27 protein-coding genes are annotated in these 24,321 nt (G+C 54.9%); 11 read left to right on the plus strand and 16 right to left on the minus strand.

Annotated features, from left to right (window positions below; translation table 11 throughout):
* The first annotated feature begins 9 nt into the window (after positions 1 to 9).
* Together L7A15_RS00390 and L7A15_RS10645 are read left to right on the plus strand one after the other, a co-directional pair.
* The gene (locus L7A15_RS00390) at positions 10 to 504 is read left to right on the plus strand and encodes an FBP domain-containing protein (RefSeq protein ID WP_237207841.1); all 495 of its coding nucleotides are present in this window, start codon (positions 10 to 12) and stop codon (positions 502 to 504) included.
* Between the two features lie 101 nt (positions 505 to 605).
* Positions 606 to 737, plus strand: a complete 132-nt coding sequence (locus L7A15_RS10645) for a hypothetical protein (RefSeq protein ID WP_272878634.1) — start codon at positions 606 to 608, stop codon at positions 735 to 737.
* 118 nt (positions 738 to 855) lie between these two features.
* Here the strand turns inward: L7A15_RS10645 and L7A15_RS00395 are convergent, their stop codons facing one another.
* The 4 genes from L7A15_RS00395 to L7A15_RS00410 all read right to left on the minus strand — a co-directional run bounded on the left by L7A15_RS00395 (position 856) and on the right by L7A15_RS00410 (position 3,628).
* Complete coding sequence (locus L7A15_RS00395; RefSeq protein ID WP_237207842.1) at positions 856 to 1,107, minus strand: type II toxin-antitoxin system prevent-host-death family antitoxin; 252 nt, start codon at positions 1,105 to 1,107, stop codon at positions 856 to 858.
* 99 nt (positions 1,108 to 1,206) lie between these two features.
* Entirely contained in the window at positions 1,207 to 2,490 is a 1,284-nt protein-coding gene (locus L7A15_RS00400) for a carboxylesterase family protein (RefSeq protein WP_237207843.1), read from the minus strand.
* A gap of 64 nt (positions 2,491 to 2,554) precedes the next feature.
* Complete coding sequence (locus L7A15_RS00405) at positions 2,555 to 3,106, minus strand: hypothetical protein (protein WP_237207844.1); 552 nt, start codon at positions 3,104 to 3,106, stop codon at positions 2,555 to 2,557.
* 27 nt (positions 3,107 to 3,133) lie between these two features.
* Positions 3,134 to 3,628: a hypothetical protein gene (locus tag L7A15_RS00410; RefSeq protein WP_237207845.1), complete on the minus strand. Its 495-nt coding sequence runs from the start codon at positions 3,626 to 3,628 to the stop codon at positions 3,134 to 3,136.
* A gap of 445 nt (positions 3,629 to 4,073) precedes the next feature.
* Here L7A15_RS00410 and L7A15_RS00415 point away from each other — a divergent pair, with 445 nt between their 5' ends.
* Positions 4,074 to 4,835 carry a DEAD/DEAH box helicase gene (locus L7A15_RS00415; RefSeq protein WP_237212233.1) on the plus strand — a complete coding sequence of 254 codons (762 nt, stop codon included), beginning with the start codon at positions 4,074 to 4,076 and terminating at the stop codon, positions 4,833 to 4,835.
* Positions 4,836 to 4,983: 148 nt separating this feature from the next.
* Positions 4,984 to 5,154: a hypothetical protein gene (locus L7A15_RS00420; RefSeq protein WP_237207847.1), complete on the plus strand. Its 171-nt coding sequence runs from the start codon at positions 4,984 to 4,986 to the stop codon at positions 5,152 to 5,154.
* Between the two features lie 375 nt (positions 5,155 to 5,529).
* Here the strand turns inward: L7A15_RS00420 and L7A15_RS00425 are convergent, their stop codons facing one another.
* The 6 genes from L7A15_RS00425 to L7A15_RS00450 all read right to left on the minus strand — a co-directional run bounded on the left by L7A15_RS00425 (position 5,530) and on the right by L7A15_RS00450 (position 13,791).
* Positions 5,530 to 7,650 (minus strand): AAA family ATPase, encoded by a 2,121-nt coding sequence (locus L7A15_RS00425; protein ID WP_237207848.1) that lies wholly within the window; start codon positions 7,648 to 7,650, stop codon positions 5,530 to 5,532.
* A gap of 47 nt (positions 7,651 to 7,697) precedes the next feature.
* Positions 7,698 to 9,707 (minus strand): threonine--tRNA ligase, encoded by a 2,010-nt coding sequence (thrS, locus tag L7A15_RS00430; protein WP_237207849.1) that lies wholly within the window; start codon positions 9,705 to 9,707, stop codon positions 7,698 to 7,700.
* Positions 9,708 to 9,822: 115 nt separating this feature from the next.
* The gene (locus L7A15_RS00435) at positions 9,823 to 10,419 is read right to left on the minus strand and encodes a DUF1648 domain-containing protein (protein ID WP_237201294.1); all 597 of its coding nucleotides are present in this window, start codon (positions 10,417 to 10,419) and stop codon (positions 9,823 to 9,825) included.
* A gap of 98 nt (positions 10,420 to 10,517) precedes the next feature.
* Complete coding sequence (locus tag L7A15_RS00440; protein WP_237208116.1) at positions 10,518 to 11,423, minus strand: DNA-methyltransferase; 906 nt, start codon at positions 11,421 to 11,423, stop codon at positions 10,518 to 10,520.
* A gap of 673 nt (positions 11,424 to 12,096) precedes the next feature.
* Positions 12,097 to 13,071, minus strand: coding sequence for a hypothetical protein (locus L7A15_RS00445; protein WP_237207850.1), 975 nt, complete (start codon positions 13,069 to 13,071; stop codon positions 12,097 to 12,099).
* Positions 13,072 to 13,791, minus strand: coding sequence for a DUF6318 family protein (locus L7A15_RS00450; protein WP_237201297.1), 720 nt, complete (start codon positions 13,789 to 13,791; stop codon positions 13,072 to 13,074).
* Between the two features lie 408 nt (positions 13,792 to 14,199).
* Between L7A15_RS00450 and L7A15_RS00455 the strand changes: the two genes are divergently transcribed.
* Both L7A15_RS00455 and L7A15_RS00460 read left to right on the plus strand, forming a co-directional pair.
* Complete coding sequence (locus L7A15_RS00455; RefSeq protein ID WP_237201298.1) at positions 14,200 to 14,505, plus strand: ArsR/SmtB family transcription factor; 306 nt, start codon at positions 14,200 to 14,202, stop codon at positions 14,503 to 14,505.
* A complete protein-coding gene (locus L7A15_RS00460; RefSeq protein WP_237189597.1) occupies positions 14,502 to 14,825 on the plus strand; it encodes a hypothetical protein in 324 nt (107 codons plus the stop codon). The genes L7A15_RS00455 and L7A15_RS00460 overlap by 4 nt, the downstream gene beginning before the upstream one ends.
* 192 nt (positions 14,826 to 15,017) lie before the next feature.
* Here the strand turns inward: L7A15_RS00460 and L7A15_RS00465 are convergent, their stop codons facing one another.
* The gene (locus L7A15_RS00465; protein ID WP_237207851.1) at positions 15,018 to 15,725 is read right to left on the minus strand and encodes a fumarylacetoacetate hydrolase family protein; all 708 of its coding nucleotides are present in this window, start codon (positions 15,723 to 15,725) and stop codon (positions 15,018 to 15,020) included.
* A gap of 303 nt (positions 15,726 to 16,028) precedes the next feature.
* Here L7A15_RS00465 and L7A15_RS00470 point away from each other — a divergent pair, with 303 nt between their 5' ends.
* Positions 16,029 to 16,532 (plus strand): GNAT family N-acetyltransferase, encoded by a 504-nt coding sequence (locus tag L7A15_RS00470; protein WP_237207852.1) that lies wholly within the window; start codon positions 16,029 to 16,031, stop codon positions 16,530 to 16,532.
* 53 nt (positions 16,533 to 16,585) lie between these two features.
* Here the strand turns inward: L7A15_RS00470 and L7A15_RS00475 are convergent, their stop codons facing one another.
* From L7A15_RS00475 to L7A15_RS00485, 3 genes are read right to left on the minus strand one after another with little or no spacing between them, the layout of a single operon-like run.
* On the minus strand, positions 16,586 to 17,569 hold the full coding sequence (locus tag L7A15_RS00475) for an SOS response-associated peptidase (RefSeq protein ID WP_237207853.1): 984 nt from the start codon (positions 17,567 to 17,569) through the stop codon (positions 16,586 to 16,588).
* A complete protein-coding gene (locus L7A15_RS00480; RefSeq protein ID WP_237201302.1) occupies positions 17,569 to 18,261 on the minus strand; it encodes a lipoate--protein ligase family protein in 693 nt (230 codons plus the stop codon). Before L7A15_RS00480 ends, L7A15_RS00475 begins: the two co-directional genes overlap by 1 nt.
* Positions 18,261 to 19,082, minus strand: coding sequence for a GNAT family N-acetyltransferase (locus L7A15_RS00485; RefSeq protein ID WP_237207855.1), 822 nt, complete (start codon positions 19,080 to 19,082; stop codon positions 18,261 to 18,263). Before L7A15_RS00485 ends, L7A15_RS00480 begins: the two co-directional genes overlap by 1 nt.
* A 227-nt stretch (positions 19,083 to 19,309) precedes the next feature.
* Here L7A15_RS00485 and L7A15_RS00490 point away from each other — a divergent pair, with 227 nt between their 5' ends.
* From L7A15_RS00490 to L7A15_RS00505, 4 genes are all read left to right on the plus strand, one after another.
* Positions 19,310 to 19,705 (plus strand): hypothetical protein, encoded by a 396-nt coding sequence (locus L7A15_RS00490; RefSeq protein ID WP_237207856.1) that lies wholly within the window; start codon positions 19,310 to 19,312, stop codon positions 19,703 to 19,705.
* Between the two features lie 724 nt (positions 19,706 to 20,429).
* A complete protein-coding gene (locus tag L7A15_RS00495; protein WP_237207857.1) occupies positions 20,430 to 20,669 on the plus strand; it encodes a hypothetical protein in 240 nt (79 codons plus the stop codon).
* Positions 20,670 to 21,188: 519 nt separating this feature from the next.
* Positions 21,189 to 21,341 carry a hypothetical protein gene (locus tag L7A15_RS00500; RefSeq protein WP_237207858.1) on the plus strand — a complete coding sequence of 51 codons (153 nt, stop codon included), beginning with the start codon at positions 21,189 to 21,191 and terminating at the stop codon, positions 21,339 to 21,341.
* 683 nt (positions 21,342 to 22,024) lie between these two features.
* Positions 22,025 to 22,258 (plus strand): hypothetical protein, encoded by a 234-nt coding sequence (locus L7A15_RS00505; protein WP_237207859.1) that lies wholly within the window; start codon positions 22,025 to 22,027, stop codon positions 22,256 to 22,258.
* Between the two features lie 287 nt (positions 22,259 to 22,545).
* Here the strand turns inward: L7A15_RS00505 and nrdF are convergent, their stop codons facing one another.
* Positions 22,546 to 23,520 (minus strand): class 1b ribonucleoside-diphosphate reductase subunit beta, encoded by a 975-nt coding sequence (gene nrdF, locus L7A15_RS00510; RefSeq protein WP_237207860.1) that lies wholly within the window; start codon positions 23,518 to 23,520, stop codon positions 22,546 to 22,548.
* 165 nt (positions 23,521 to 23,685) lie between these two features.
* A complete protein-coding gene (locus L7A15_RS00515) occupies positions 23,686 to 24,189 on the minus strand; it encodes a MarR family winged helix-turn-helix transcriptional regulator (RefSeq protein WP_237207861.1) in 504 nt (167 codons plus the stop codon).
* Between the last annotated feature and the right edge of the window lie 132 nt (positions 24,190 to 24,321).

Genomic DNA, 24,321 nt, shown 5'->3' on the forward strand with positions numbered 1-24,321 from the left:
CTTGCAGGTATGCAAGAACTGACCGAAGCTGCCGTCCGCTCGTCTTTTATTAACTGCTCTAAGGGCGAGGCTAAACGCCTCAACCTACCCAGCCTCAAGGAGCAGAATTGGGACGACCTGATTTTCCTCTCCTGGCTCGACCCAAAAAGCCCGCTCAAGGGCTGCCTGGTCGTAGAAAATGAGGGGCAGGTGCAGGGCGTGCTACTGCAAAAGTCTAAGGCCCAGAGTAAGGCCGCTCAGATGTGCCAGTTCTGCCTGACTCTGCACCCGGGGTCAGGGATCTCGCTGTATACGGCGGCCCGGCCGGGCGAATCGGGGCGACGCGGCAACACCATCGGCACCTACCTATGCTCCAACCTGGCCTGCACCGACTATGTACGGGGCAAGAAAAAGCCGGCGGGTATTCGCCAGATGGACGAGACCCTGTCCCTCGAAGAGCGCATAGCTCGCACCCACGATAATGCGGTCAGGTTTATTGAGCGACTGGTGGAGGGGGGCGCATAATTGGGCAGGCGCGAGGACGCGGGGTGGGCCGGGCCCTGCACGACGCCTACTTGGGTGCGGTTCGGCAGTGCTCACATATCAGCACCTTACGTTTGGGAATTGTGGCAACTAACGCCGAGGTCGCCGAACCTTTCTGGCGGGCCCTAGGCTACACCCCTAGTGGCGAGGTTAAGGACTTTTCCCAGGGTGATGTGGTTTCAACGGTGGAGGTTTTTACTCGGCCGGCCAACTAGCTTGACCTCATAACAAGCTGGTCAGAGTACTCCTGCTCAAGCCATCGCTGCACCGCAGGGTTTTTCTTGGCTGGTGCCTTGCGAGTCTCACTGACAAGGTTGGTGTCTAGTACATACATCAGAACTCAGCAGGGCGAGGCTCGAAGATAAGACGCTCGAAGCCGAAGTCGATATCTTCTTGCATAGATATCTTTTGCAGAAACTGAGCCCCATCTGGTTGGTCGTAGTCCTCATAGGTCATCAGCACAAATGAGGGAGTACCCCTATCGGTGATAATGACAGGGCCTATTGAAGCTGCGCGTTTTGCCGCGCTGACATCTTGATTCAGTTGCCTCGAGGTAAGAATTGTTGAGGGTTTGATACCAGTCATAATATCCACCTTTCATGTAGGTACTTAACAACAATCATGACTTGAAGCTGAGCCGTGTCAAGGGATTCTTTCTACTGCAGCCTCTGTCCCCTAGTTCTCTTACACCACCTCTTGCAGCCTAGCTACCTCAAAACACTCCCGGGCATACTCCCCCGTGCGGGCGAAGCCAGCCCAGATAGACCGAAGAGCTGCGCCCTGCTTCTCCTGATTCTGCCTACTAGCCCCCGCCCACAGCCGACTACTTTCCCAAATAGGGTTATCAAAGAGCAGGGCAAGGTCAGTGCAGTGGACAGACTCGAAAGGGTCCCCCGCCGCCCCCGTTACTAGCCGGTAGGCAAGGGCCTGCCCACCGGCGTCCTGATGCCGCTGGGCAAAGACCCGCGCCGGGTCTGCGTACAGCCGCTGGGAAAATGAACGAATCTGCTTTTCTAGCAGAGCCCGTTGCGCTCGCCCGGCCCTACCGGTCAGCGGCGGGGTGAAGTAGCCCGATTCCCGCTCCAGGAACCCCACCAGAACTTTGACATGGGGCGCAACCGCCCGGTAGGCGGCGTCCTCATGCTCTTCGGCAGGCAGGGGGTAGTGCCCGTAGTGGCAGCCAAAGGGCATCATGGCGCGGTCAAGCCCAAACCGGAAAGGGTTAGCCATCACGTGCCGGTGGGACGCCCGCGCCCACACTTCGGCAGGTGCGTCCAGGGGTATCTGGGAGGTGACGGTCAGCAGGTGGCGGGTCATTGCGTCCTTGCCGTGAATCAGATGCAAGGGGGCGCTTTGAATGATGACCTGCTGGAAGAGATTTTCCTCCGCCACACCGTCTGCGATCATGAGGCGGGCAACCAGATCGCCACCCGCTGACTGCCCAAAGGCGGTGACACGGTCAGGGTCTCCCCCGAAGCCCGCGATATGTCGGCGGACCCAGCGCAGGGCCTGGCGGGCATCGAGCAACCCGAGATTAGCAGGACGTCCGGACGCACCACCCATAAAGCCCAGGTAGCCCAGCCGATGCGTTACCTTGACCACGATCAGACGATGCTCAGTAACCAGCAGGTAGGGGTCGTAGCGTTGCCCGTCCCCGGAACCGTAGACGTAGGAGCCGCCGTGGAAGTAAACCATGACAGGCAGGCACTCGCCGGTGCGGACGTCCGCCGGGGTGACGATGGTGAGGTTTTGGCAGTCTTCGCTCATGAGCGGGGCCTGCCGCATTCCTTTTTTGCCGGGGCGGACATACTGGGGTGCAGCGGGGGCAAGGTCGGTGGCGGTGAAACTGGCGGGTAGGTCGTCGAGGCTGAGCGGACGCGGCGCAGCAAACCTGGCCGCCCGCGCATAGGGAATACCGCGATAGTAGTGGGCTGCGCCGACTCTTTCACCAAGACTAGCGATGTTCATGGGAGTCCTTGCTTGTAGAAAGGTGGTTATTCCCAACCTAGCACTAAGGACTGCTCTCTTGATTTTAAGAATCTTCTACTGTGGGTTGGTTCAAAGCTCTATCGCGGTAGCCTCTCATGACTGCTGCCAGGTCTTCTATGTTCATCCCATCGGGTAGCTTCATAGCCATCGTTGAGATAGTGATGGTTGAGTTTGCTGCGCCTTCGTGGGTCACTCGGGTTAACGCGCAAATACCGGTTAAGGTCCAGTTATAAGCGTGGGTATCGGCGATGACAGCCCTGATTTCCTTACCCTGCTGATCGGCGGTGATGTCTCCGATGACGCTCCACGGAATCAGGTGGTTGCCGTGGTCAAGAACCGTTGAGTGGTTGTAGAAACCCTCGGGCGTGAGAATCAGGGCGTACCTGCGGCGGTAGTAGTAGATAAAGGTGAAGATGCCGGCGACAATGCACCCCACGCCGGATGCCAGGACGCGGTGGTACCTCCAGTCCGGTGGGTTATGGATAAACCACAGACCCACAGCTATCCAGCCCGTGCCAATCAGGAAGCTCATGCCGAGTTTCTTGGGGATGCGGAGGGTTTCTTCCGTGTTCAGTAAATCGACATTTTTGGACATGTTCGGTTTAGAGGTTCTATTGCAGACCTATCGGCTGGTATTTATGACTGCAACTTTGGCTTCACCATGCGCGGAATCCCGACGGTCCTCGATAGCTTGTATGAGATCGCGCTTTTTCATTCCAGAAGGTAGCGTGAGGTGCTGGGTCATAATGGCCTGGTTCCGCGGGGTTATGTGACGTTCTGAACCTGCATGGGAGCTGGGGTAAATCTTGATTCCGCCTAGCTCATTGGAGACTCCACCAACAGCTTCCCAGGGAATGAGAGTTGATGACCTTGCTGAGATAGTCGTTCTATTCAGAATTCCTTCTGCTGTGATGGCGAGGGCCTTACGACCCGTGGCTAGGTAGATTGCTAGTCCAATAGCAGCGGTGGCAAAGAAGAGAGCGCCTACCCATAGCAGCACTCCAAAGAACCCCGAGCGCTCCATCGCAGATGAAGCAGAAAGAAGCGCAATGACTAGGCAGAGCACCGCATTCAGGCCAACCTTGGCTGGACTTTTCTTGGCGTAAATGTCCTTCATGGTTCCTCCTCATTGAGAGCTACTTGCATCCACAATTTTACCAAGCAGACTTATTTATCTCAAAGCAAGCAGGAACGAAGCCGAGTGGCTAATTGCTACTACAGACGAAGAGCAGATTATTGCTGAGAAGGTACGTTTCAAGAACACTCCCGAGTATATGGACAGATGCTGGGAGCAGGCCGCCTCGTTAACGCATTGTATTGTGATGACCGCTTTCCAGGTTACGTGATACTTCAAGCTGTATGCACCGTAGGGCGAACCTGACAACTTTGAAGTAGAACGATTTGGCTCTGAGACCGATTAAGGTATTGCCGAGGCGCATGAGCTGGGTTGGCGTTGGGATTCTATAAAGAAATACGGTCTGACGTCTTCTCACTCTTCTTCCCTTATGCTGGCAGCGACTCAGTCTTCTAACTGGGTGTATAGCGCGAAGAACTATCCTGGTTTGTTCCTGTCTGAGCATTTTAGGTGCCATACAGACATTATCGAGTACTGCAATGATTTGCTCTATGACGGCTTGCTTGTTCCTTCGCGTCCCCTCAAGGGCTACAAGTTTGAGGGCAAAACGCCCGGAGCTTTCCTTTTCCAGTTAGTTGAGAATTCTCAGGATCGCCGGAACGGTTCTAGCCGGGTAAACAGCCAGGAAGCTGAGGCAATTACTAACTGGATTATCGGCAATTTTGAGTACTTCCATGCCATCTACAACCCCGATGCTGATGCTGCAAAAGATAAATCTCTGTTTGCTGTGGTGACCCCGTTTGCCGCTCAGGCACGGGAAGTACGGAAGACCTTAAGGATGAAGAGTGAGGACCTAGCCAGCAAGGTAACCATCGGCACCGCCCACACTTTGCAGGGTGCTGAGCGTCAGGTTGTGTTGTTCTCGCCTGTTTACGGTGATAATTCTGATAAGGCTTCTTTCGTGGACGGCACTCTTGAGCTGATGAATGTTGCTGTTTCCTGTGCTAAGGATTTGTTTATTGTCTTCTGTGGTCAGCGACGCTGGGAGGATACCGGCCCTGTCTTTGGGCTAGTGCGCCAGCGCGCGGTTATTGGCTCGCACTGGTTTGGCTACGGTCGTTCACAGGGTTTGGCATTTGAAGCACCTGTCAGCCTGCGGAGGAGAGGACGCCGCAACCCACACCCTTGCACCTGCGCCTGTACCTGCACCCACGCCGGTGCAGCAAGCACCATGGGCCCGGCAGGCTGAACCCCCAATGAGAGTTTCGCAACCAGCACCTTCTCACCCACTTGCACCCGAGCCGAAGATGGTTGACCGGTATGAGCCAGATTATCTGATTGCTTCTGAGCTCATTGACATATGGAAAGAAAACGGTGTTTTGCCTAAGGACTCGAAAGTGAAAGCCCAGCAGTTCAACGCTACAATGGATGCGGCTGGTTTGCTGATCAAGGTAGATGGTACCTGGTGCCCAACTGCTGAGGGTATTGCTATTGGTATTGCCAAATATCAGGGCGGTTCAGGAGACGGTTCCTATACCAGCCCAATTTACTCCCTACAGACCCGATAAACTCTATCGCAAATGATTCGGACAAAAACGATTAGTTATCTGGATAGATGGTTCTTTTTCTAGTTACACCGCTCGTAATGAGTATTACCAGTGCAAAAGGGGGGTGATTTAGGCGTTTTGAAAATACTCATATGAAAAATATGTGCATGAGAATTCAATGAACATACCTGCCATATTTATTACCAAATTTAAATGAATAAAAATACCAAATATTTATAAAGTTTTCAAATAACTATCGATGAGGCTTATTTATTTGGGTCGGCTAAGCAGGCTCATATTGAAGCCGCTAGCCCGGTGACTGGCGTGAATCGTCTAGTAGGCGGAGCGAATCAGCTAGAGAGACAACCATGAGAATAACACTGCGTAACCCATATATTAATTAGCCTCTATTTTTTTCAAGGTTTTCTGCAGATTTTCATCCCTTAGACTTGAGGTATGAACTATTAGTTTCTTGGGCTCAAGGTTACTGAATCTATAAGCAAGTGAAAATAATTCTTTCCCGCGCCTGTAGGATTCAGGGTCCGATTCAAATAATTTCTCCGCTTTTTCTTTATTTACTTTTCGATCTTGCATAATTTTATTAATCATATCTTTTTTAAACTTACGCTCACCAGTCATTTGATTAATTTCCTGCAGGTATTTTTCTTCGTCAAAATCTTTAATCACATTTTTCAGGTGCTCTGGAGTCGAAAAGTAACATTCTAAGTCTGGATATTTAGTAACAAAAGAGTATGCATGAGATTCATTGCACATCGTAATAAACTTATTGACTCCATCCTGATCTAGAAAATCCCTATCACGATGTATCAATACTTTAACTTGCGGTGATAGTGTAGATATAATTTCTGACATAGCGGAGGCAATTTCTTTATTACTAGCTCCCCTATATGATAAAATCTCATATTTCAAATCTTTATTGTGTAGATTATATTCAATGAGTGTTCTGATAAAATCACGATTTTTTGTAGGCTTGTAACGACCAGCATGACTTAACGAGGTATCCTCTGTCAGCAAAATGAAATCTAAATCAGAACTCGAAATTTTATTATAGGCGTCCAGAGCCCCCAAATTCATTAGGACCCTAAACCTGTTATAGTCTTCTACAATTCTCACATCATTATTCATACTCGAATCAGTTATAAAGATTTTACCTCCAATGTTTTCGATTGCATCTAGAATATAGATGGAATGTGTTGAAATAACTAATTGGAAGCTTCGATCTTCTGCTAATTCAGCCAAAACTTCAATTAGCTTTTTTTGAAGATTAGGATGTAGATGCGAGTCTGGTTCATCAAGTATTAAAATACGAGGTTTATATACAAAAATATATATTAAAATTTGTAGAATTTGCAAAAACCCTGTGCCAGCCGAATGGAGCGGAATCTTCAAATTTTTTTCGCCATTTCGGTCAGGATATTCGATATTGGTTTTAATTAAATAACCTTTTTGGGTTTTCTTTAAAGAAACATCTATAAAATATTCTGTTCCATAGATCTGACCCAAATAATCAAGCAGTATCAGCCATTCATCTTCTAGCTGCTTAGCCATGTATAAAATATTAGAAAATACAAGGTTTGAATTTCCTTTGGCTGCTATTTCATCAACTTCTGGCTTAACTAAAAGGTACTCTTCATCAGAAATTCCAGAAAGACCTGTAACAAAAACAGTAGAAAGATCTCTCTCTGAAAATTTATGCTCTATCAGTGGTATACTTTCAGTATCAATTCGAGTGTCTATACAATCATCAAAATAGGAACAGTCAAACTGAATTTTATCGCCGGATGAATAAAGAATAGAAAATCTGGATGGAACAGGACTTTCTGGGTCTCCTAGTTGATTATACCTTTTTGTTGCTATCCCTGAGATACTACCCGGAGGGAAGTAGTTCAAATTATTTCGGTTCAATTTCATTTCAGTCTCCGCACCAAAATTGTCTATGGTGTTTAAGACTGTGTTAGAGAAGTGAATCGCTTGCAATATACTAGATTTACCCGAATTATTAGGACCTACTAAACAGTTTAATCTATCAAGTTCAAGGCTGGCATGGTGAATTTTTTTGAATTTTTCAATTGTAATTTCTTTAACAAAATCAAGGGAATGAATTGAAGAATCTTTTAGTTCTAGTTCACCCTCACTCAGCTCAGACCTTTCTTCCTCCTCAATTTCACTTCCCCTGCCATCAAATTTTCTAATATTTTTTTTGACAAAATTTTTTAAATCTTCAAACCCTAAGCTTGTTCCACTAAACTTATTTCTATTGCTGGCTTCTACTTCAATCCAAAGACGTATGCATTCAATTAAGTCGTTTTCAGAGATACTAAAATCTCGAAGTTCCTTTAAATTCCCGATATTCTTACCATTATCGGCGGGCAAACCGTATTTATTAAGTTCACTCGATATTGAATAAATTTCATATTCTTTATTGATACCCGTAATTGGTATTCCAAGAACATGATACAAGTAGATTTTGCGTGCTGGAGAATAATATTTTTTCATAAAACTATACAGTAAATTAATTATACTTCAGAAATATTGCACATAAATTAAATGTTATTTTCTTTAGGGTCTTCATTCACCCGCTCTTCAATATGCTTCACGATTCGCTCCACGGCCTCGTCCACGGGCACGCCGTTTTCCTGGGAGCCGTCGCGGAAACGGAAGGAGACCGCGCCATTCTCGGCGTCCTCGCCACCGGCAATCAAGATGAAGGGCACCTTCTCCTTTGACGCGGTACGGATTTTCTTGGGGAAGCGGTCGGTACCGTAATCCACCTCGACGCGCACGCCGCGGGCCTTGAGCTTGGCAGCAACCTCACCCATGTAATCATTGAAAGCCTCAGCAACGGGCACACCAATCACCTGAACAGGAGCCAGCCAGGCGGGGAAAGCACCGGCATAGTGCTCGATCAGCACGCCCATGAAACGCTCAAAGGAACCGAACTTGGCCGAGTGAATCATGACCGGCTCCTGGCGGGTGCCGTCAGATGCCTGATACTCCAAGCCGAAGCGGGCAGGCTGGTTGAAGTCATACTGCACGGTCGACATCTGCCAGGTGCGGCCAATTGCGTCCTTAGCCTGAACAGAAATCTTGGGGCCGTAGAAGGCAGCGCCACCCGGGTCAGCCACCAGTTCAAGACCGGTCTCAGCGGCAACCTTTTCCAGCACAGCGGTTGCTTCTTCCCACTGCTCGTCCGTACCGATGAACTTGTCCTTCTTATCGCCCTCGGTATCGCGGGTGGAGAGTTCCAGGTAGAAGTCGGTCATGCCAAAGTCCTCCAGCAGGGACAGCATGAACTTGAGCAGGTGGGCAACCTCAGCAGGTGCCTGCTCCTTGGTCACGTAGGAGTGGGAGTCGTCCTGGGTAATCATGCGAACGCGGGTCAGGCCGGAGAGCACGCCAGACTTCTCATCGCGGTAGACCGAACCGAACTCAAAGAGTCGCAGGGGCAGTTCGCGGTAGGAGCGGCCACGGGAGCGGAAAATCTCGTTGTGCATGGGGCAGTTCATGGCCTTGAGGCGGTAGGCCTGGCCTTCGTCCTCCATAGCCGGGAACATGCCGTCCGCATAATAGGGCAGGTGGCCGGAGGTGTAGAAGAGATCTTCCTTAGAGATGTGGGGGGTCTTGACGTACTCGAAGCCCTCTTCAATGTGGCGGGCGCGCACGTAGTCTTCCATGGCACGCAGAATGACGCCACCCTTGGGGTGAATCACGGGCAGGCCGGGGCCAACGGTCTTGGGGAAGGAGAAGAGGTCGAGCTCTTCGCCCAGACGGCGGTGGTCGCGGCGCTCAGCCTCAGCAATGCGCTCCTTGTAGGCAACCAGCTCTTCCTTAGAAGGCCAGGCGGTGCCGTAGATACGCTGAAGCATGGGGTTCTTCTCAGAACCGCGCCAGTAAGCGCCACCGGAACGCATCAGCGCATAACCGTTAGCAATCAGCTTGGTATTGGGCACGTGGGGGCCGCGGCAGAGGTCCTTCCAGACGGTCTCCCCCTTCTTGTCCACGTTGTCGTAGATGGTGATTTCACCGGCGCCAACCTCAACGGAGGCCCCCTCGGCGGCGTCCGCACCGGAGCCTGGGCCCTGGGAGAGGGTCAACAGTTCCAGCTTGTAGGGCTCGTTTGCCATCTCAGCCTCAGCCTCAGCCTGGGTGACCACACGGCGGCGGAAGGTCTGACCGCTCTTGATAATCTTCACCATGTCCTTCTCAATCTTCTTGAGATCCTCAGGGGTGAAGGGCTCTTCAACATCGAAGTCGAAGTAGAAACCGTCGGTGATGTAGGGGCCGATGCCGAGCTTAGCGTCCTTGCGGTAGTTCTGCACAGCCTGGGCCATGACGTGGGCGGCCGAGTGACGCAGGACGTTCAGGCCGTCTTCTTCGTGGACAGAAACGGGCTCAACGGCGTCGCCGTCAGTCAGTTCGGTGGAGAGGTCAACCAGGGTGCCGTTGATACGGGCAACGACGATCTCAGGGTTCTCTGCGAACAGGTCGGCTGCGGTGGCACCGGCCTCAACCTGCTGGGCGGCACCTGCGACGGTAATGGAAAGAGCGGACAAATTTGTCTCCTAGGTTTGTGCCCACCCCTACAACGGGTGAGCTGTCGTTACATCTGCACGGTACGAGGGTACAGAACAAACCTTATTTTACCGCCTGGCGGGCCGGGCCGCGTCCTTACCCACCTAGTGATTGGTTGAACTTTTTACCGGCCCGCAGGGAGGTCAGGGTCAGTAGGGCACAGGCCCCGAGGGGCAGGAGCGGGGCCACCGTGACGGCCAGGGGGCTACCCCAGCCAGCAAGGACGGACGACAACAAAACATCCATCACGGCCAAGCTCACAGCCAGGAGGCCAAAGCCGGGCATGGCAGCTACCGTTTGAGCGTAGAGTTTCCGGGCAGAATAGACGGACGCGGCCAACCCGGCCTGCTCTGCCAGGGCGGCTTCCCGGGGCTTCAGCCGAGCCGCGTGGGGCGAAAAGGCGTCGTGACGCGGGGCGGCAGCGTCCTGGGCTACCTGCTTCCCCAGATACCTGGCGCACCACCACACCCCAACAATCAGGGCAAGACAGATAGCTGGCACAGCAAAGACGGTCACTAAGGATTTGTCAGCCAGACTCAAGACCTGCCCCTGCAGGTCATAGTAGAGGGGCACAGATTCTGGCAGGGTCGGGTAGATCAAGGCCAGGTAGACTACCTGCCCCAGGGCCAGCCCCACAGCCACCACAAACCCAAGCCGGGGAACAGGTATCTGAGGGTAGCTCTTCTGTGTCATGTCAGCTCCTTATGCCTCATTGCATGTATGGAAATCAGGGCCCAGCAAGGACGCACGACCCTACCTACCTCGGGCATGGACGGACGCACGTGCTCACCTTAAGCGGAAGAACCCTGCTTTTTCTTGCCGGTAGCCTGGGCCAATTTTGCAGCAGCCAGGGAAGATTTAGCGCGAGATTTCTTGTAGGTAACCTCTAGGCCATCCACGGCTTTGAGGCGCTTACGCATGACCTTAATAGCCTCGGGGTTCTGGTCAATCATCAGGAAGTTGCGGTCAAGTTGGGCGCAGGCGTGGCCGGTGGTGCCGGAGCCGCCGAAGAAGTCCAGCACCCAGTCGCCGGGCGCACTCGACGCCTGCACAATGCGACGCAGAATACCCAGGGGCTTCTGCGTGGCATAGCCAGTTTTCTCCTTGCCGCTGGGCGAAACAATGGTGTGCCACCAGACGTCCGTCGGCAACTTACCGATCTCAGCCTTCTCAGGGGTAACCAGCCCGGGCGCCATGTAGGGCTCGCGGTCAACCGCCTCAGAATTGAAGTAGTAGTTCTCGGGGTCTTTCACATAGACCAGGATGTTATCGTGCTTGGCCGGCCACTTCTTCTTAGACTTAGCGCCATAATCGTAGGCCCAAATAATCTCGTTCAAGAAGGACTCGCGGCCAAACAGGGCGTCCAGCACCACCTTGGCGTAGTGGACCTCGCGGTAGTCCAGGTGCAGGTAGAGGGTTCCGGTGGGCTTGAGCAGGCGCCAGGCCTGCATGAGACGGGGTTCTAGAAACTCCCAGTAGTTCTCAAAGGAATCTGAATACCCGTAGATATCGCCCTTAATTGTCTCGTAGGTGTGCCCCTTGTAGCCGACCCGGCTACCGCCCTCGGTACGCACGGTCTTAATGCTCTGGCGCTTCTGGGTCTTCCCGGTGTTGAAGGGAGGGTCAATGTAAATCAGCTGGAAACTCTCGCTCGGCAGGTTTTTGAGCACGGCAAGATTATCGCCATGAATCACCATGCTGGAGCTGTCTGCTGACCACAAAGAACGTTTTGACACAAGGTACAGAATACCGCACCTCCTCCCCCACCTGCCTACCTGACAGGTGAGGGTTAAACCACCCTCCCAGGCTACGGTGGTCAGGTGTGGGCTTACGGGTGTTCCCAGGAGTTGCCGCAGCTTCAAGCAGTGGTGCTGGGGCACTAGGAGGCAAGCTCTGCCAGTAAGGACGGCCCCGCCCCAAGACGTGGAGCAGAGAATCAGGTTCCCCAGGGGGCGAGACTGTGCCCCAGAGGTAGGCCTTTATGCTAAGCGGCAAGCTCTATCAGTAAGGATGACCCCGCCCCAGAAAACGAGCCAGGGCTCAAGATAGCGGAGCGGGTTCCTCGGAAAAAGAGCCCGGCGCCCCGGGTTCCTCCCATGAGTTGTCATAGCCCCAAACCGTGGGACTACGGCACTAGGAGGCAAGCTCTGCCAGTAAGGACGGCCCCGCCCCAGGACGTGGTGCAGAGAATCAGGTTCCCCAGGGGACGAGACTGAGCCCCAGAGGTAGGACTCTGCGCTAGACGACAAGCTCTGCCAGTGAGGACGGCCCCGCCCAAGGAAGGCGAGACAGGACTCAAGATTGCAGGGCGGGGCCCAAGGAAACAGAGCATGATCCTCGGCGGAAGAGCCCGGGCACCCCGGGCTTCACCTAGGAGCTACCACAACCCCAAGCGTCCGGATTAGCAGCACAATCATCAGCGACCAAACCCACCTTCACCCGCCACACATTCACCAGCTGAGGCTCACTCGTCCGCTGAACTGTCCCCTCAATGACCTGCCAGGGCCCACCATTGACCGAATACTCACCCCGGTACTCAGTAACCAAAGTGAACCAGTATTCACCGGTTTGCTCATATCGGTGGCTCGTTGGAGTCTCTTCATCCCAGATATGTTCTCCCAGTTGGTAGCCGGGGTAGGTGACCGGTCCTAGGGTGGTGCCGTCGCCGTAGTGGTAGGTGTAGCTGATGGGGGTGGCCTTGAGGGTGACGTTTTGGCCGTTGATGGTTTGGGTGAATTCTTGGGGGTTGGGGTTGGCCCAGAAGTTGGTGTTGTAGTTTTTGAGGGTGTGGGGTGCTCGGTCTTGGTGGGGTGTGGCTGCTTGGATGGGGAAGGTGTTGAAGTCGTGGGTGGTGAGGGTGATGCGGGTGGTGCGGAGGACGGGTTGGCCGTTTTCTTCGGTGAGTTCTAGGCCGGCGTCGGCTAGTTCGGTGGGTGTGAGGGGTATGCAGCCGATGGTGCCTTGGGGTGTGTTGTAGGGGGTGTCTGATCCGTCGGACCAGTCGGGTGGGACGAGTCCGAGGGTGCCGAGGGTGCCGTTGGTGGCGAGGCAGTAGGTGCCTGGGGTGGGGGCTGCGCCCACCTGGAGGGCTGCGCGGTTGGGATTGGTGGGGGTGTCGAAGTAGATGAGACGGACAGCTACAGAAAAATCCTCACCGTAGCTTTCTGGATGGCTTGTTTCTGGAGCATTATCAGCGCCCTCGATATTATCGAAAAAGTGGCTCTTTACAGAATCAATCGAAAAACCATCTTCAGTTGTACCTCCGGTGGTTTCAGCAAAAGCAACAGTATTGCTCAGAAGTGCTATTGAAAGAGCTACAGTCGTCACAGCTTTTGTTGTTTTCATTTAGTTAACAACCTCAGCAACCTCAACTGTCCAGCGGCTTGATTGCTGGTTGAACATCAAATGTATCTCAATGCCGTTGTACATGAAATCTTTGCTGTCCTTATAGGTTGCTTCTCCTTGATACCAAAGTACTGAATCTTTTACATCAAAGTTTGCTCCGAGGGAGTAGCTCCCATTGCCGTGCGATAACAGAAGGTCGTGATTTGCAATGATTTCACGGGTGCCACCAACTACCCAGCCACCTGATGTATATATTTCAGCGAGGGAATTGTAAAAATTATTTTCAGATTCCCAAGAATCTGATACGAGCTGCTGGATGGCGTCAGTATCTCCCGTTTGAATTGCGTAGTTCCTCAGCTCATTCCAGTAATCAATAAAAAGGAACAATGCCTCTGGCGACTCCACATTCATCCCTGCCGGCTCTACGGGCTTGGGGACATTCTGGGCTGGGCCAAATTCATCAGCTGGCCGATACTCGCCTTCAGGTGCCTTGGAGCCGCCCGAGTAGGCCTGGCTAGGTGAGGCGCTTGCCTGGGCCGGGTCTGTGGTGGCGGTACTAGTTGCCGTGTCTGTTGCCGTTGCTGTGGGGGCAGCTGTTGCACTGCTACTGGTTTCTGGTGTCGGCAGGTTTGCTGCTTGTTGGGAAGATCCGCAAGCGGTCAAGAACAAGGTGGTGATTGCCAGGGAAGCAAGCAGGGTGTGGGGTTTGGGAATATTCATTGGGTTGGGTGCCCTTTCCTGTGACGTCTTTGTTCAGGGGTTTGGTTAAGACCCGGTGGTAGCCCTAGCGTGTGGGGTGCGCCTGTGGCTTGGGTCTTTAGTTCTTAGTTTTATCGGGTTGGGGTGAGGTGTGCAAGTGGTTGGTGGTTTGTGTCTGGGTGTTACGGGCACCCCAGGTAGGTTATCCACAGGCCCAAACCGGCACCCGTCCCGACCTGTCATACCCACCAAACCGGCAGCATCCGCACCGGGCCCGCTCAGGCAGACCCGAAATTCACCCCGTCCGCCCGAAGTACATATCAAACGATATGCACTTCGGGTGAAAGACATGAACACCCGCACAAACCCGGCTGCAACACGCCCCCACCCCCTTGACTCATAAACCATTCTTTATATAAAGTTTTCTTTATGGAAACCACTGGCTCACCAACCCCCGAAGAACTCGAACCCTCCATCGCGCTCTTCTCGGCCCTCGCCCACCCCCTACGGTTGGCGATCTGCCACCACCTCGCGGGGCAACCCCACACCGTCAGTGAAATCCACACCTGCCTAGGAGTCTCACAACCCCTAGCCAGCCACCACCTCAAACTCCTCAAAGAGGCCCACGTCGTCACCAGCACCCAGGAAGGCCGCAAAACCTTCTACTCCCTGGCCGACAACCACATCAAACACATCATTGCCGATGTGCACCAACACACAAAGGAACAATCATGAGCACCGCAACCCTGCACCGCGAATCAGAAACCCACGCCCACACCCACGGCCCCGACTGCGGCCACCAGGCCATCATCCACCTGGACCACGTCGACTACCTCCACGACGGCCACGCCCACCGTGAGCACGAAGGCCACTACGACGAATGCACCACCTGCGAATGCAAGGACTGCAACGACCTCTGCGTCACCTGCACCTGCTCAGACTGCACCTGCGCCACCTGCAACCACAACACCTGCCAGTGCGCCGACTGCTCAGACGTCTGCGCCTCCTGCGCCTGCGACAACTGCACTTGCTCAACCTGCCAGCACGCTGCATAATACAGTCCACAATTTGGTGAACCACAGGTTTGGGCCGCTATTCCGCTCGGAATAGTAGTTCACTCACACAAAGCCCGCCCGCCAGAGAGCAAACATCGGCTCCTGGTCGGCGGGCTCTTTTTACCCCCTGGGGGCAAGCCCCACCCCTGTCTGACAGGTCAGGACGACCGGGCGGCAGTAACCGAGTACAGGCTAGCTGGGCTCGGAACAGGTATTCGTTAGGGTGCCAATACCCTCGATTGCAGTCTGCACCACCTGGCCGGGGGCCAGCCAGCGTCGGGGCCGCAGGGACAAGCCCACCCCGGCAGGGGTACCCAGGGCAATCAGGTCGCCGGGTTCCAGGGTCATAAAGGTTGAGAGGTAGGCCAGCACCTGCTCAGGCCCAAAAATCAGATTGGCTGTAGACCCCTGCTGGCGCACCTCCCCATCGACAGAGCAGGTCATGGCCAGGCCGCCCGTAATATCCAGTTCTTCCGGGCTCACAATCACCGGCCCAAAGGGGGTCATCGAATCCCAGTTCTTCCCCTGGAACCACTCACTGGTGCGTCCCTGCCAGTCACGCACAGAGACGTCGTTCATGACGGTGTACCCCAGCAGGTAATCAGCCGCCTCCTGCTCCGTGACCCGGCGGGCACGTCGTCCTACCACGGCACACAGCTCAACCTCCCAGTCAATCTTGCTGCTTTCCAGGGGCAACCGGATCTGCTCCCCAGGCCCAATCAGAGCATTACCAAACTTGGTGAAAATCGTGGGGTAGGTGGGCAGCTCAGCCCCTACCTCCTCAGCGTGGTCCGTAAAGTTCAGGCCTACGCACAGCACCCGCTTCACCTTGGTCAGCGGGGCAACGAGGTCAGCTTCAGTCACCTGGGCCTCCTGGGCCCCCAGCTGATCTGGACTCACCGACCGAAGATCACTTGACCCCAAATACTTATGCAGCGGCTTCGGGAGACGGTACCACACTCCCCCGCTCTCAATCACAGCACGGGCCTTACCTTCGTGACGAATCTGCCCAAACTTCATTGCCTACTTCCCCCTTCTATGACACGCCATTTTCACCGAACAAGGCCCTGCTCAGTACACTGAAATATGACATAACTTTGTAGTGGCTAGGTGAATTCTTGGTAAAACGGTAGGAATTCGTCAGCCAACAGATTATTCTATACATCACAGTGTAAATCAGACCCAGACCTAAGGAGGCCTCCAATGAGCGGCTTGATTACCCTCATTTCACAAACCTCACCGGCTACCAAGCCTCTGACCGTGGCAACCCGCCCTGCCCAGGTCGAGGACGCTGAAGCCCTGGCCCGCCTCTACTTCGCCTCATACGAGGACGAAAGGTTCAGCAGCCAGGAGGACGCGACCGCTGAGATGGAGAGAATCCTCAAGGGTGAGCACGGCGAGTTCTACGCTGACGCCTCCCCGGTCGTCGTCGATGAGCACGACCGAATCGTGGCCGCCTCCCTCTGTCTCAAGCACCGCGTCGTCACTGAGCCTAAGAGCATTCCGACCATTTACGAGCTGTTCACGGCGGCCTCCCGTCGCCGTGAGGGCCTGGCGGAGCAGCTGATTCGTCGCAGTATTGACCAAATGCATGAGGACGGTTACGAGCAGGTGTCCGTGCGGATTAGCGAAAACAATGCCGCCGCCCTGGCCCTCTACCTGACCCTGGACTTCAACCGTTGGTTCCCTGAAACAGATTTCATCTAGTCCTACACTCCCAGCCACAACAGGCCTACCCTCCCGGGTGGGCCTGTTGGCCTTTAGGGGGTGAGCCCGCTGAGGAGGTCTTGGTCGGCTTCTAGAAGATAGCGGCCGTTGTTTCGCACGTTGCCGACGTCGCGGTGGGTGGGGGTCAGCTGCCAGCCGGTGGTTTGGGCAAAGGCCTGGCCCCTAATGTGCTCTAGGGCCTCGGCGGCTGAGGCCCGGTAGGTGCGGGTTTGTTCAGGGGTGGACTTGGGTGCTCCGGCTGGACGGCCCGCCCGCAGCCAGAGGGTGAGGGTATCGTCATTGCCCGCCCGGGTATCGTCCTCAACGCTAAGGGGTACAGGCAGGCGGTTATGAAGCTGGCCCAACTGCTCTTCCACCGGGCTGGCATAGACCTGCTCCCCCAGGTCGGCCAGGTTTCCCGGCTCAAACTCCCCGTTGCCCGGCGAGTCCATGGTGATGATAGAGCAAGACAGCAGCCACTGCCCCTCCTGGCCGGGGAAGGGCCCCTCAACCCCAGCAAACTCAGCAGGGATCTTCCACCAGGCGTAAAGGCCAGCGAAATAGATGGGGCGGCCGTCGGCCCGGTGAACATAGTAGGGGGTTTTGAGGCTCTTGCCCCCGGCGGTGGTTTCTGTTTTCCACTCGTAGTAGCCGCTGACCGGAATAGCACAGTGGCCTGAAACTGCGGCCTCCCGGAAGGTCGGCTTCTCAAAGATCGTTTCGCTGCGGGCGTTGAAGGCCCGGGAGGAAAAGGCTGGGTCCTTAGCCCAGGTCGGGAGCAGCCCCCAGCGGGCTGAGTGTAGCTCCCTGGTGAAGGCGGGTGAGGACGGCCCCGCCCCGCCCTCTGGCCCGCCTGGGGCGCCCGGGTGGGCGGCGGCGTCCTGAACCGTCTCCTCTGTTGCGAGCAGCCGGTCCACCAGAATCGGCACCGTGCTCGTGGGGGCCACGTTGTAGTGGGTGATGGGCTCGGTGAGCTCCACCCCGGCCAGGTACTGAGGGTGTTCCATGGCTAGTTCAAGTGCGTAGCGGCCGCACATTAGAAGCCCTCCTCGGCGTAGGCGGTGAGCACGGCATCCTCAAGATCATCAACGGTGATCAGGGGCTCAATATCGTTGGCTGCCCCCACGGTTGCCGGGTCAAGGGGCAGGCCCAGGGCCCGGTAGACGTCCCTGGTTACCGCTCGCAGCTCGTCCGCGCCTGTCACCACAATCCCTGATGAAAACCACCAGGCACCAGCGACCACCCGCTGGGCTGTACCAATCAGTTTCACCTTGTCCCCCGTAGGTTTCTGCCCCCATACCGAGTACTCACCAGGGCAGTACTCGCCGGGCAGCTCCCCCACCCCAGCCGGAACGCCCAGGTCACTCAAGGCACCGGCGAACATCTGGCCGAAAATGCTGTACCGTTCGTGGTTGCCGCTCACGGCGTCGGCGTCCTGCTGGAAGTGATCCACCACCAGGCACCCCGGGTGGTAGGCCGCCGCATGCCCGCCGACCCGCCGCACCAGGGTTTGGTACCCGTGGGCCCGGGCAGCGTCAAGGGCGCGGGGAAAGTTAGGGTTCAGCTCGTCCCGCCGCCCAAAAGCAACCACCCGCTCAGGCCGGTACAGGCGCAAGGACGACGCCGCCCCACCAGACCCCACCAGGCGGACAGTAGCCATAGCTGACTCAATCATCTCAGCCATCACCGGCGACGCTTCACCCGCAGAAAACCGTTGAACCTCTAGCATTAGCCCACCGAAATTTCGTTCAGGCTCGTGGACACGAACTCCCACCAAGCCGGTCGGAAGCCCGCGTTCAGGGCAACCTGCTGGCTCGTGATGTGGGAGGGGCTCGTGCCGTAGAAGGGTACGAAACCCTCAGCCAGCACCGCCTGGGCAAGCTCAGAGACAAGGTAGGACGCCAGACCCCGGCCCCGGTAGGCAGGCAGAACGTCTATGCCGATTTGGCGGCACCAGTCGGAGTCTTCACTGGCACCGGCCAGGGCAACTAACTGGGTGCCTGCGAAGGCCCCGAGCACCTGCACGTCCGGGCGGAGTTCCTTGAAACCGAGGGCATTTTCAAAGTCAGGATTACCCCGGTAGGCTTCGCACTCTGCCGGGGTGAGCCACCGGTACTCAAAGCCGGAGGGCGCAACTGGCCGGGCGGGGGCGTCCCAAAAATCCTTGCCCGGGGTGTAGAAAAGGGAGGTCCCTGAGAGTTGGAGGGCGTAGGGGGTGAGATAGTCGTTGAGTTTGCGGAGCTCAGAGTAATCCCCCACCCAGTTGCCGTTGTCGCCAGCCAGTAGGTTATCGGCGGCTTCACGGACGCGCGGGTGCTGGGCACAGATGACGGTGAGGCCCCGGTAGTTGATGAGGCGTAGTTCCCAGTGGTCCCGATAGCGGCGGCGGGCTGGGTGCATGTCGTCCAGGGGGAGGCGGGGGGCGGAGAGCTGGGTGGAGCCGTGCTGCCTGGCTATGCTAATGGCCTGTTCAGGCAGGCAGAGATCGATGGACAGCTGGGCTGCCAGGATGTCTTCTGCCTGGGTGTAGCTGGTGACGGGGGCGGGCATGGCTCTCTTTCTGCTGGGGTTGTCTGTATCTAGGGTACTCTGTTTGCCGCCCCGGCGGAGGTGCTGGTTCGTGCCGGGTGCGGCTTCGTCGGGCTGCCCCGTCCTGTGTCGCTTGGCCCCGGCCCGGGCGGTAGGCTGTGGCTATGAAGATTGTTGTTTTAGGTTTAAGCGGTGCGGGAAAATCGACGTGGGCTCGACGGCTGGCTGCCGGGTATGGGGTTCCGTTGATGCACCTTGATAGTGTTCACTGGTTGCCGGGGTGGGTTGAGAGGGAGCTGGCGGACGAACTTGCTCTGGTGGGTGAGTTTTTGGATGAGAATGACTCCTGGGTGGTTGAGGGCGGTTATTCTGATGTGCATTTTGAGCGGCGGTTGGCGGAGGCTGACCGGATCTATGTGCTCTTAGCGCCCCGCCTGGTGCGCCTGTGGAGGGTAGGACGCCGTTGGCTCACCTACCGCGGGACCAACCGGCCGGACATGACCGAAGGCTGCCCTGAGAAGCTGGATCTTGAATTTGCGAAATGGGTTTTGTGGGACGGCCCCAGCCACGCCCGCATGAAGGCCCTGGCGGACGTCCGCCACACCTACCCCGAAAAAACAGTGTGGAAGAAGTGGTGGAGATAAGCAGCTGATAGGTGATTGTAGTGGCTTCTGGGTGAGGACGACCAGCAGTGAGTCTCCGGGGGAGATAGCGTTAATATTGTTGCGACAGATAGTTCTACGACATCAATTCTAATTCCACACCAAGCGAGAAGGGTCCCCAATGTCTACGCATAGTGCCTCAGACGAGGATCGTATACATACAGCTACAGAAGAGATGTTTAATCTCGTCCATCCACTGTTGGATAGCTCAACACAAGATTTCGTAAGGGAACTACTGTTTGTCGGAGAGGCAGGCATCGCTATTGATGTCATGGTTCCATATTATGTTGCTTCCACAGCGAAGCTTTCCCCAACTTCATCAGCCATCATCGAAGAGCTGCACGAGCTGAAACTCTGAATTGTGAGAAAGCGCCTTTGCCTATCTTGCATGGCGACCGCAACGGCGGAGGGCACCTGCACACTGCTACAAAGAAAGGCAAGACCCGTTTCCCACGCTGGTGGAGTGCAGAAAATGTACTTGAAGCTATCGTAGATGCGCAGTTTCAAAGCCGGGCTACTAAAGATAGAAGACGGATCAATAAAATTCGAGGGGTTCTCTAGAGGTAAGCTCTTGAGAATAAGTATTAGAGACGGCAAGGTAGGCACAAAATACCCGGTGAAAGGAAATGGGGTAGAAGACTACTTCCCGGTAGGTAATGTAAAAAACCACTGTTAAAGTTTTCTTCATCAGAGTATCCTGATAAATATGCAGACAGATTACGTTGACACCATTGCTTTAGAAGATGTTGCACTTGAACTTTTACGTGCTCTTCGAGATGTAATGTCCCCCGAAGATCAAAGCAGGCTGCACGTCGATGAGCTTGATGCTCAACAAGCACCTGGATTGACGTTGGAAATACTTGAGGGACTTGCTAAGAAGTACAGCCCCCACATTCAAAATGAATACAAGTCAATAATTCAAGAAGAATTTGGCTACTCTTTCTAGAAATAAGATATCGCGGGAAGCGCCTCTGCCTACCAGGGGCGCTTTTTGCACCCTAAAACACCTAGATTTCACCCCGCACGCCCCGGGGACAACAGGGACTGGTGCCCAGTCCACGCCAAATCATGGCGGCGGATGAAGCCTCGACTGATGAAGATCCATTTCTCAATGGCTGCACCAGTTGCTGTCTTGGGTGTTGCAAGGGGTCTCGCTAATAGCCTCTAATTTTTCGACGGGCTAGGTATATTGCCCGTTTGGGGGGGTGTTCCCTGACCGCCTTTTTGACCGCCATTAACCCAAACACAGCGCAAAGGAGGGTAAGAAGCCAGCAACAGGCGTAACCTCCACTACCCTTCCCACAGAATAAGCTAGCCTTTAGGACACGACAGAAAGCTACAGTGAACCACGGTAAGCCACAGTAGGCAACAGTGACCAACTGTCATTATTGAACAACCTCAGCCTGTAGCAGGCACCCGGGCACCCTTGGAGGTGCCAGGATGCAGAAAGGAGCCATGAATCGAGATGACCCACGATGCATCAGAATCCCAAGCACTCGCCACCAGCATTGGCGAACACAGCGTAATCCACTTCGGCAAGGACAACCTCGAAAACCTCCTCGTCGAATACAACTCCGCTGCGGAGCAAACTACCGCTTACGTTGCCCTGCACGATTAGTCAAATGAAGCCATGAAGCATATTTTCCAACAGTACACAGAGGCAATAGTCCCCCTGTACATCGGTGAAACCATGCTCGGCCTACGCTTCTTTGCAGCGGATTCCCCAACTTCAACGAAGCCGGGAGCAGCAGCAAGAGCAAAACTGACGCGATGGCATAACCCCTGCTGACCCAATGGTCCACCACAGCGGACGCCATAACAGAGGCCACGGTATCGGGCAGAATCAGGTTGTGCAAGCCCTTTATCGATCTGAAGTATTTGCCTACGATTGGTTGCATTAGACTTAAAACGAGGGGCTGATTCGCATGTGCCGTGTATCAGCCCCACATTGCATATTTGGGATGGGGATGAGCATGCTGGCGGCCTTTCTTATGGGCTTGGCAAACCAGGCACAACAGAGTTCCCAGAAAGCTGGAACAGCCTGACTGTTGAAGTAGTGACTCGGGAGCGATTTTCTACGGGTAAGCAGTCTATTCCAAAGGTGATTTTTCAAATTTAAAGCTGGAAGGGCTACACCAAGATGTGATTACCCGACCTTGGATAAACGATTCAGGGACCGTCACAGAACGTTTGGGGACTGTGTATCCAATCAGAGGAGCTGGAATCTTTATAAACCCTACAGTTGAAATAAAGGAATCCAAACCTCTTCAATCCATGATAAGAATAGGTATAATGAACTAAATGGAAGTTACCATTGATAATGTGATGAATCTTTTCGAAGACGTGAAACACCTCTTGCCTGAAGATATGATTGAAGACGCATTTGATCTAATAGATGTAGGTGAACCAATCATGGCAGTAGACTTCATCAAAAATGCATTGTTAATCGCTAAAGCGGTTCCGCCTGAAAAGTATCGTGAATTCATTGATTCATGGGAGAATCGAGTTTTTACTCCTGTATCACCACTCTCGTAAGAATATTCAGATGTAGCCCCTTCATTGCCTTGAGCAAAGAAGGGGGTTTTGTTACCCCAAAATATTAGTATTCACCCCGCACGCACAGGGGGCAACAGAGCGGGTACCCAACCCACGCCACATCACGGCGGCGGACGAAACCTCAACTGCTGAAGATCCATAGCCCAACGGCTGCACCAGTTATTGTCATGGGTGTTGCAAATAGCCTCGCAGTTAGAAAAGGCCCCTCACCACTCCCCTAGTTCGGGGCGCGGCGAGGGGCCAGTTTCTAGCTTTGACTAGGGCGTTTAGAAGTCCCAGTCTTCGTCTTCCGTGTTCACGGCCTTACCGATTACGTAGGAGGAGCCGGAGCCGGAGAAGAAGTCGTGGTTCTCGTCGGCGTTGGGTGAGAGGGCTGAGAGGATCGCGGGTGACACGTTGGTGACGGTCGCCGGGAACATGGCCTCATAGCCCAGGTTGTTCAGGGCCTTGTTGGCGTTGTAGTGCAGGAACTTCTTGACGTCCTCACTCAGGCCCACGCCGTCGTAGAGGGAGTGGGTGTAGGCGACCTCGTTCTCGTACAGCTCGTAGAGCAGGTTGAAGGTGTATTCCTTGAGCTCTTCCTGGCGCTGGGGGGTTTCCTTTTCCAGGGCCCGCTGGAACTTGTAGCCAATGTAGTAGCCGTGAACGGCCTCGTCGCGAATGATCAAGCGGATCAGGTCAGCGGTGTTGGTGAGCTTGGCGCGGGATGACCAGTACATGGGCAGGTAGAAGCCCGAGTAGAAGAGGAAGCTTTCCAGCAGGGTGGAGGCAACCTTCTTCTTGAGGGGGTCGTCGCCCTTGTAGTAGTCCATGACGATCCGGGCCTTCTTCTGCAGGTGCTCGTTCTCGGTGGACCAGCGGAAGACCTCGTCGATCTCCTTGGTGGAGCAGAGGGTGGAGAAGATAGAGGAGTAGGACTTAGCGTGTACTGACTCCATGAAGGCGATGTTGGTGTAGACGGCTTCTTCGTGGGCGGTGACGGCGTCGGGCAGCAGGGAGACAGCGCCGACGGTGCCCTGGATGGTGTCGAGCAGGGTCAGGCCGGTGAAGACGCGCATGGTCAGCTGCTTTTCTTCTTCGGTCAGGGTGTTCCACGACTGGATGTCGTTGGACAGGGGCACCTTTTCGGGTAGCCAGAAGTTGGCGGTCAGTCGGTCCCAGACCTCAAGGTCCTTTTCGTCTTCAATTCGGTTCCAGTTGATTGCTTCAACGTGGTTAACCAGTTTGACCTTTTCGCTCATTGCGGGGGCTCTCCTTGGTTTTTGGTGGGTAGCGCACGGGCGCATTGGTTTCTATTGTCCCACCCTTGGGTTGGTTTTGCACGGGGGTGAGGGGGCGGTGCTTATCTCAGTTCTTGCCCCGGCTCCTTGTCAGGGGCTGGGCTGGTGGTTTTTGCTGTGGGCCGGTTAAGACGCGGCCGCCCCGCTCCCCTGCCCCGAGCTGGTGGGGTTGGGGTCGGCTGGGGTTTCGTAGCGGCTTTCGCGGTCTGCTAGGCGACGGAGGAGGGGAAGGGCTTCTGAGAGGCGGGCGGCTTCGTCCTCGTTGAAGATCTCGGCAGCCCGCTCAACGAGCCAGGCGTCCCGGCGGTCAATGAGGGCTGTGATAGTGGCCCTGCCGTGCTCGGTCAGGTAGAGCTCCTTGCGTCGTTTATCGTGCAGGTTCTTACCCGAGGCCAGGTAGCCCCGGTGCAGGAGGGAAGCCACAATCTTATTCATGGACTGCGGGGTCATGCGCTGGAACCGGGCCAGCTCGGCCCCCGTCTGGCGAGGGGTGACCCTGAGCTGGTCCAGCACAGTCTCTTCAGCGAAAGACAGGGGTGAGTGGGAGGCGGTTTCGTTTCTCAGGCGTCGGTGCATTCTAAAAACCGCATACCGTAAGGTACCCGCCTGCTCCTGTAAAAAATTTTCCAAGGGCGCCAACCTAAAATAATCAGCTTAACTTATCAGTTATATAGACTATCTGACCCTATCCACCCAGAGCAAGCACCCCGGGGACAGGCAAGGGGGCCTCCCCTCCCCGCAGGGAAGATGGAAAGCCCCCTC

It is taken from the genome of Rothia nasimurium (assembly GCF_928391935.1).
GTDB classification, from domain to species: Bacteria; Actinomycetota; Actinomycetes; order Actinomycetales; family Micrococcaceae; genus Rothia; species Rothia nasimurium_D.

What these genes read in the sequence shown, in the direction of transcription:
- L7A15_RS00390 (WP_237207841.1), top strand. Translation starts at nt 10, where the DNA reads ATGCAAGAACTGACCGAAGCTGCCGTCCGCTCGTCTTTTATTAACTGC.
- L7A15_RS00395 (WP_237207842.1), bottom strand. Translation starts at nt 1,107, where the DNA reads ATGACTGGTATCAAACCCTCAACAATTCTTACCTCGAGGCAACTGAAT.
- L7A15_RS00400 (WP_237207843.1), bottom strand. Translation starts at nt 2,490, where the DNA reads ATGAACATCGCTAGTCTTGGTGAAAGAGTCGGCGCAGCCCACTACTAT.
- L7A15_RS00405 (WP_237207844.1), bottom strand. Translation starts at nt 3,106, where the DNA reads ATGTCCAAAAATGTCGATTTACTGAACACGGAAGAAACCCTCCGCATC.
- L7A15_RS00410 (WP_237207845.1), bottom strand. Translation starts at nt 3,628, where the DNA reads ATGAAGGACATTTACGCCAAGAAAAGTCCAGCCAAGGTTGGCCTGAAT.
- L7A15_RS00425 (WP_237207848.1), bottom strand. Translation starts at nt 7,650, where the DNA reads ATGAAAAAATATTATTCTCCAGCACGCAAAATCTACTTGTATCATGTT.
- L7A15_RS00435 (WP_237201294.1), bottom strand. Translation starts at nt 10,419, where the DNA reads ATGACACAGAAGAGCTACCCTCAGATACCTGTTCCCCGGCTTGGGTTT.
- L7A15_RS00440 (WP_237208116.1), bottom strand. Translation starts at nt 11,423, where the DNA reads ATGGTGATTCATGGCGATAATCTTGCCGTGCTCAAAAACCTGCCGAGC.
- L7A15_RS00445 (WP_237207850.1), bottom strand. Translation starts at nt 13,071, where the DNA reads ATGAAAACAACAAAAGCTGTGACGACTGTAGCTCTTTCAATAGCACTT.
- L7A15_RS00450 (WP_237201297.1), bottom strand. Translation starts at nt 13,791, where the DNA reads ATGAATATTCCCAAACCCCACACCCTGCTTGCTTCCCTGGCAATCACC.
- L7A15_RS00455 (WP_237201298.1), top strand. Translation starts at nt 14,200, where the DNA reads ATGGAAACCACTGGCTCACCAACCCCCGAAGAACTCGAACCCTCCATC.
- L7A15_RS00460 (WP_237189597.1), top strand. Translation starts at nt 14,502, where the DNA reads ATGAGCACCGCAACCCTGCACCGCGAATCAGAAACCCACGCCCACACC.
- L7A15_RS00470 (WP_237207852.1), top strand. Translation starts at nt 16,029, where the DNA reads ATGAGCGGCTTGATTACCCTCATTTCACAAACCTCACCGGCTACCAAG.
- L7A15_RS00475 (WP_237207853.1), bottom strand. Translation starts at nt 17,569, where the DNA reads ATGTGCGGCCGCTACGCACTTGAACTAGCCATGGAACACCCTCAGTAC.
- L7A15_RS00480 (WP_237201302.1), bottom strand. Translation starts at nt 18,261, where the DNA reads ATGCTAGAGGTTCAACGGTTTTCTGCGGGTGAAGCGTCGCCGGTGATG.
- L7A15_RS00485 (WP_237207855.1), bottom strand. Translation starts at nt 19,082, where the DNA reads ATGCCCGCCCCCGTCACCAGCTACACCCAGGCAGAAGACATCCTGGCA.
- L7A15_RS00490 (WP_237207856.1), top strand. Translation starts at nt 19,310, where the DNA reads ATGCACCTTGATAGTGTTCACTGGTTGCCGGGGTGGGTTGAGAGGGAG.
- L7A15_RS00495 (WP_237207857.1), top strand. Translation starts at nt 20,430, where the DNA reads ATGCAGACAGATTACGTTGACACCATTGCTTTAGAAGATGTTGCACTT.
- L7A15_RS00500 (WP_237207858.1), top strand. Translation starts at nt 21,189, where the DNA reads ATGACCCACGATGCATCAGAATCCCAAGCACTCGCCACCAGCATTGGC.
- L7A15_RS00505 (WP_237207859.1), top strand. Translation starts at nt 22,025, where the DNA reads ATGGAAGTTACCATTGATAATGTGATGAATCTTTTCGAAGACGTGAAA.
- nrdF (WP_237207860.1), bottom strand. Translation starts at nt 23,520, where the DNA reads ATGAGCGAAAAGGTCAAACTGGTTAACCACGTTGAAGCAATCAACTGG.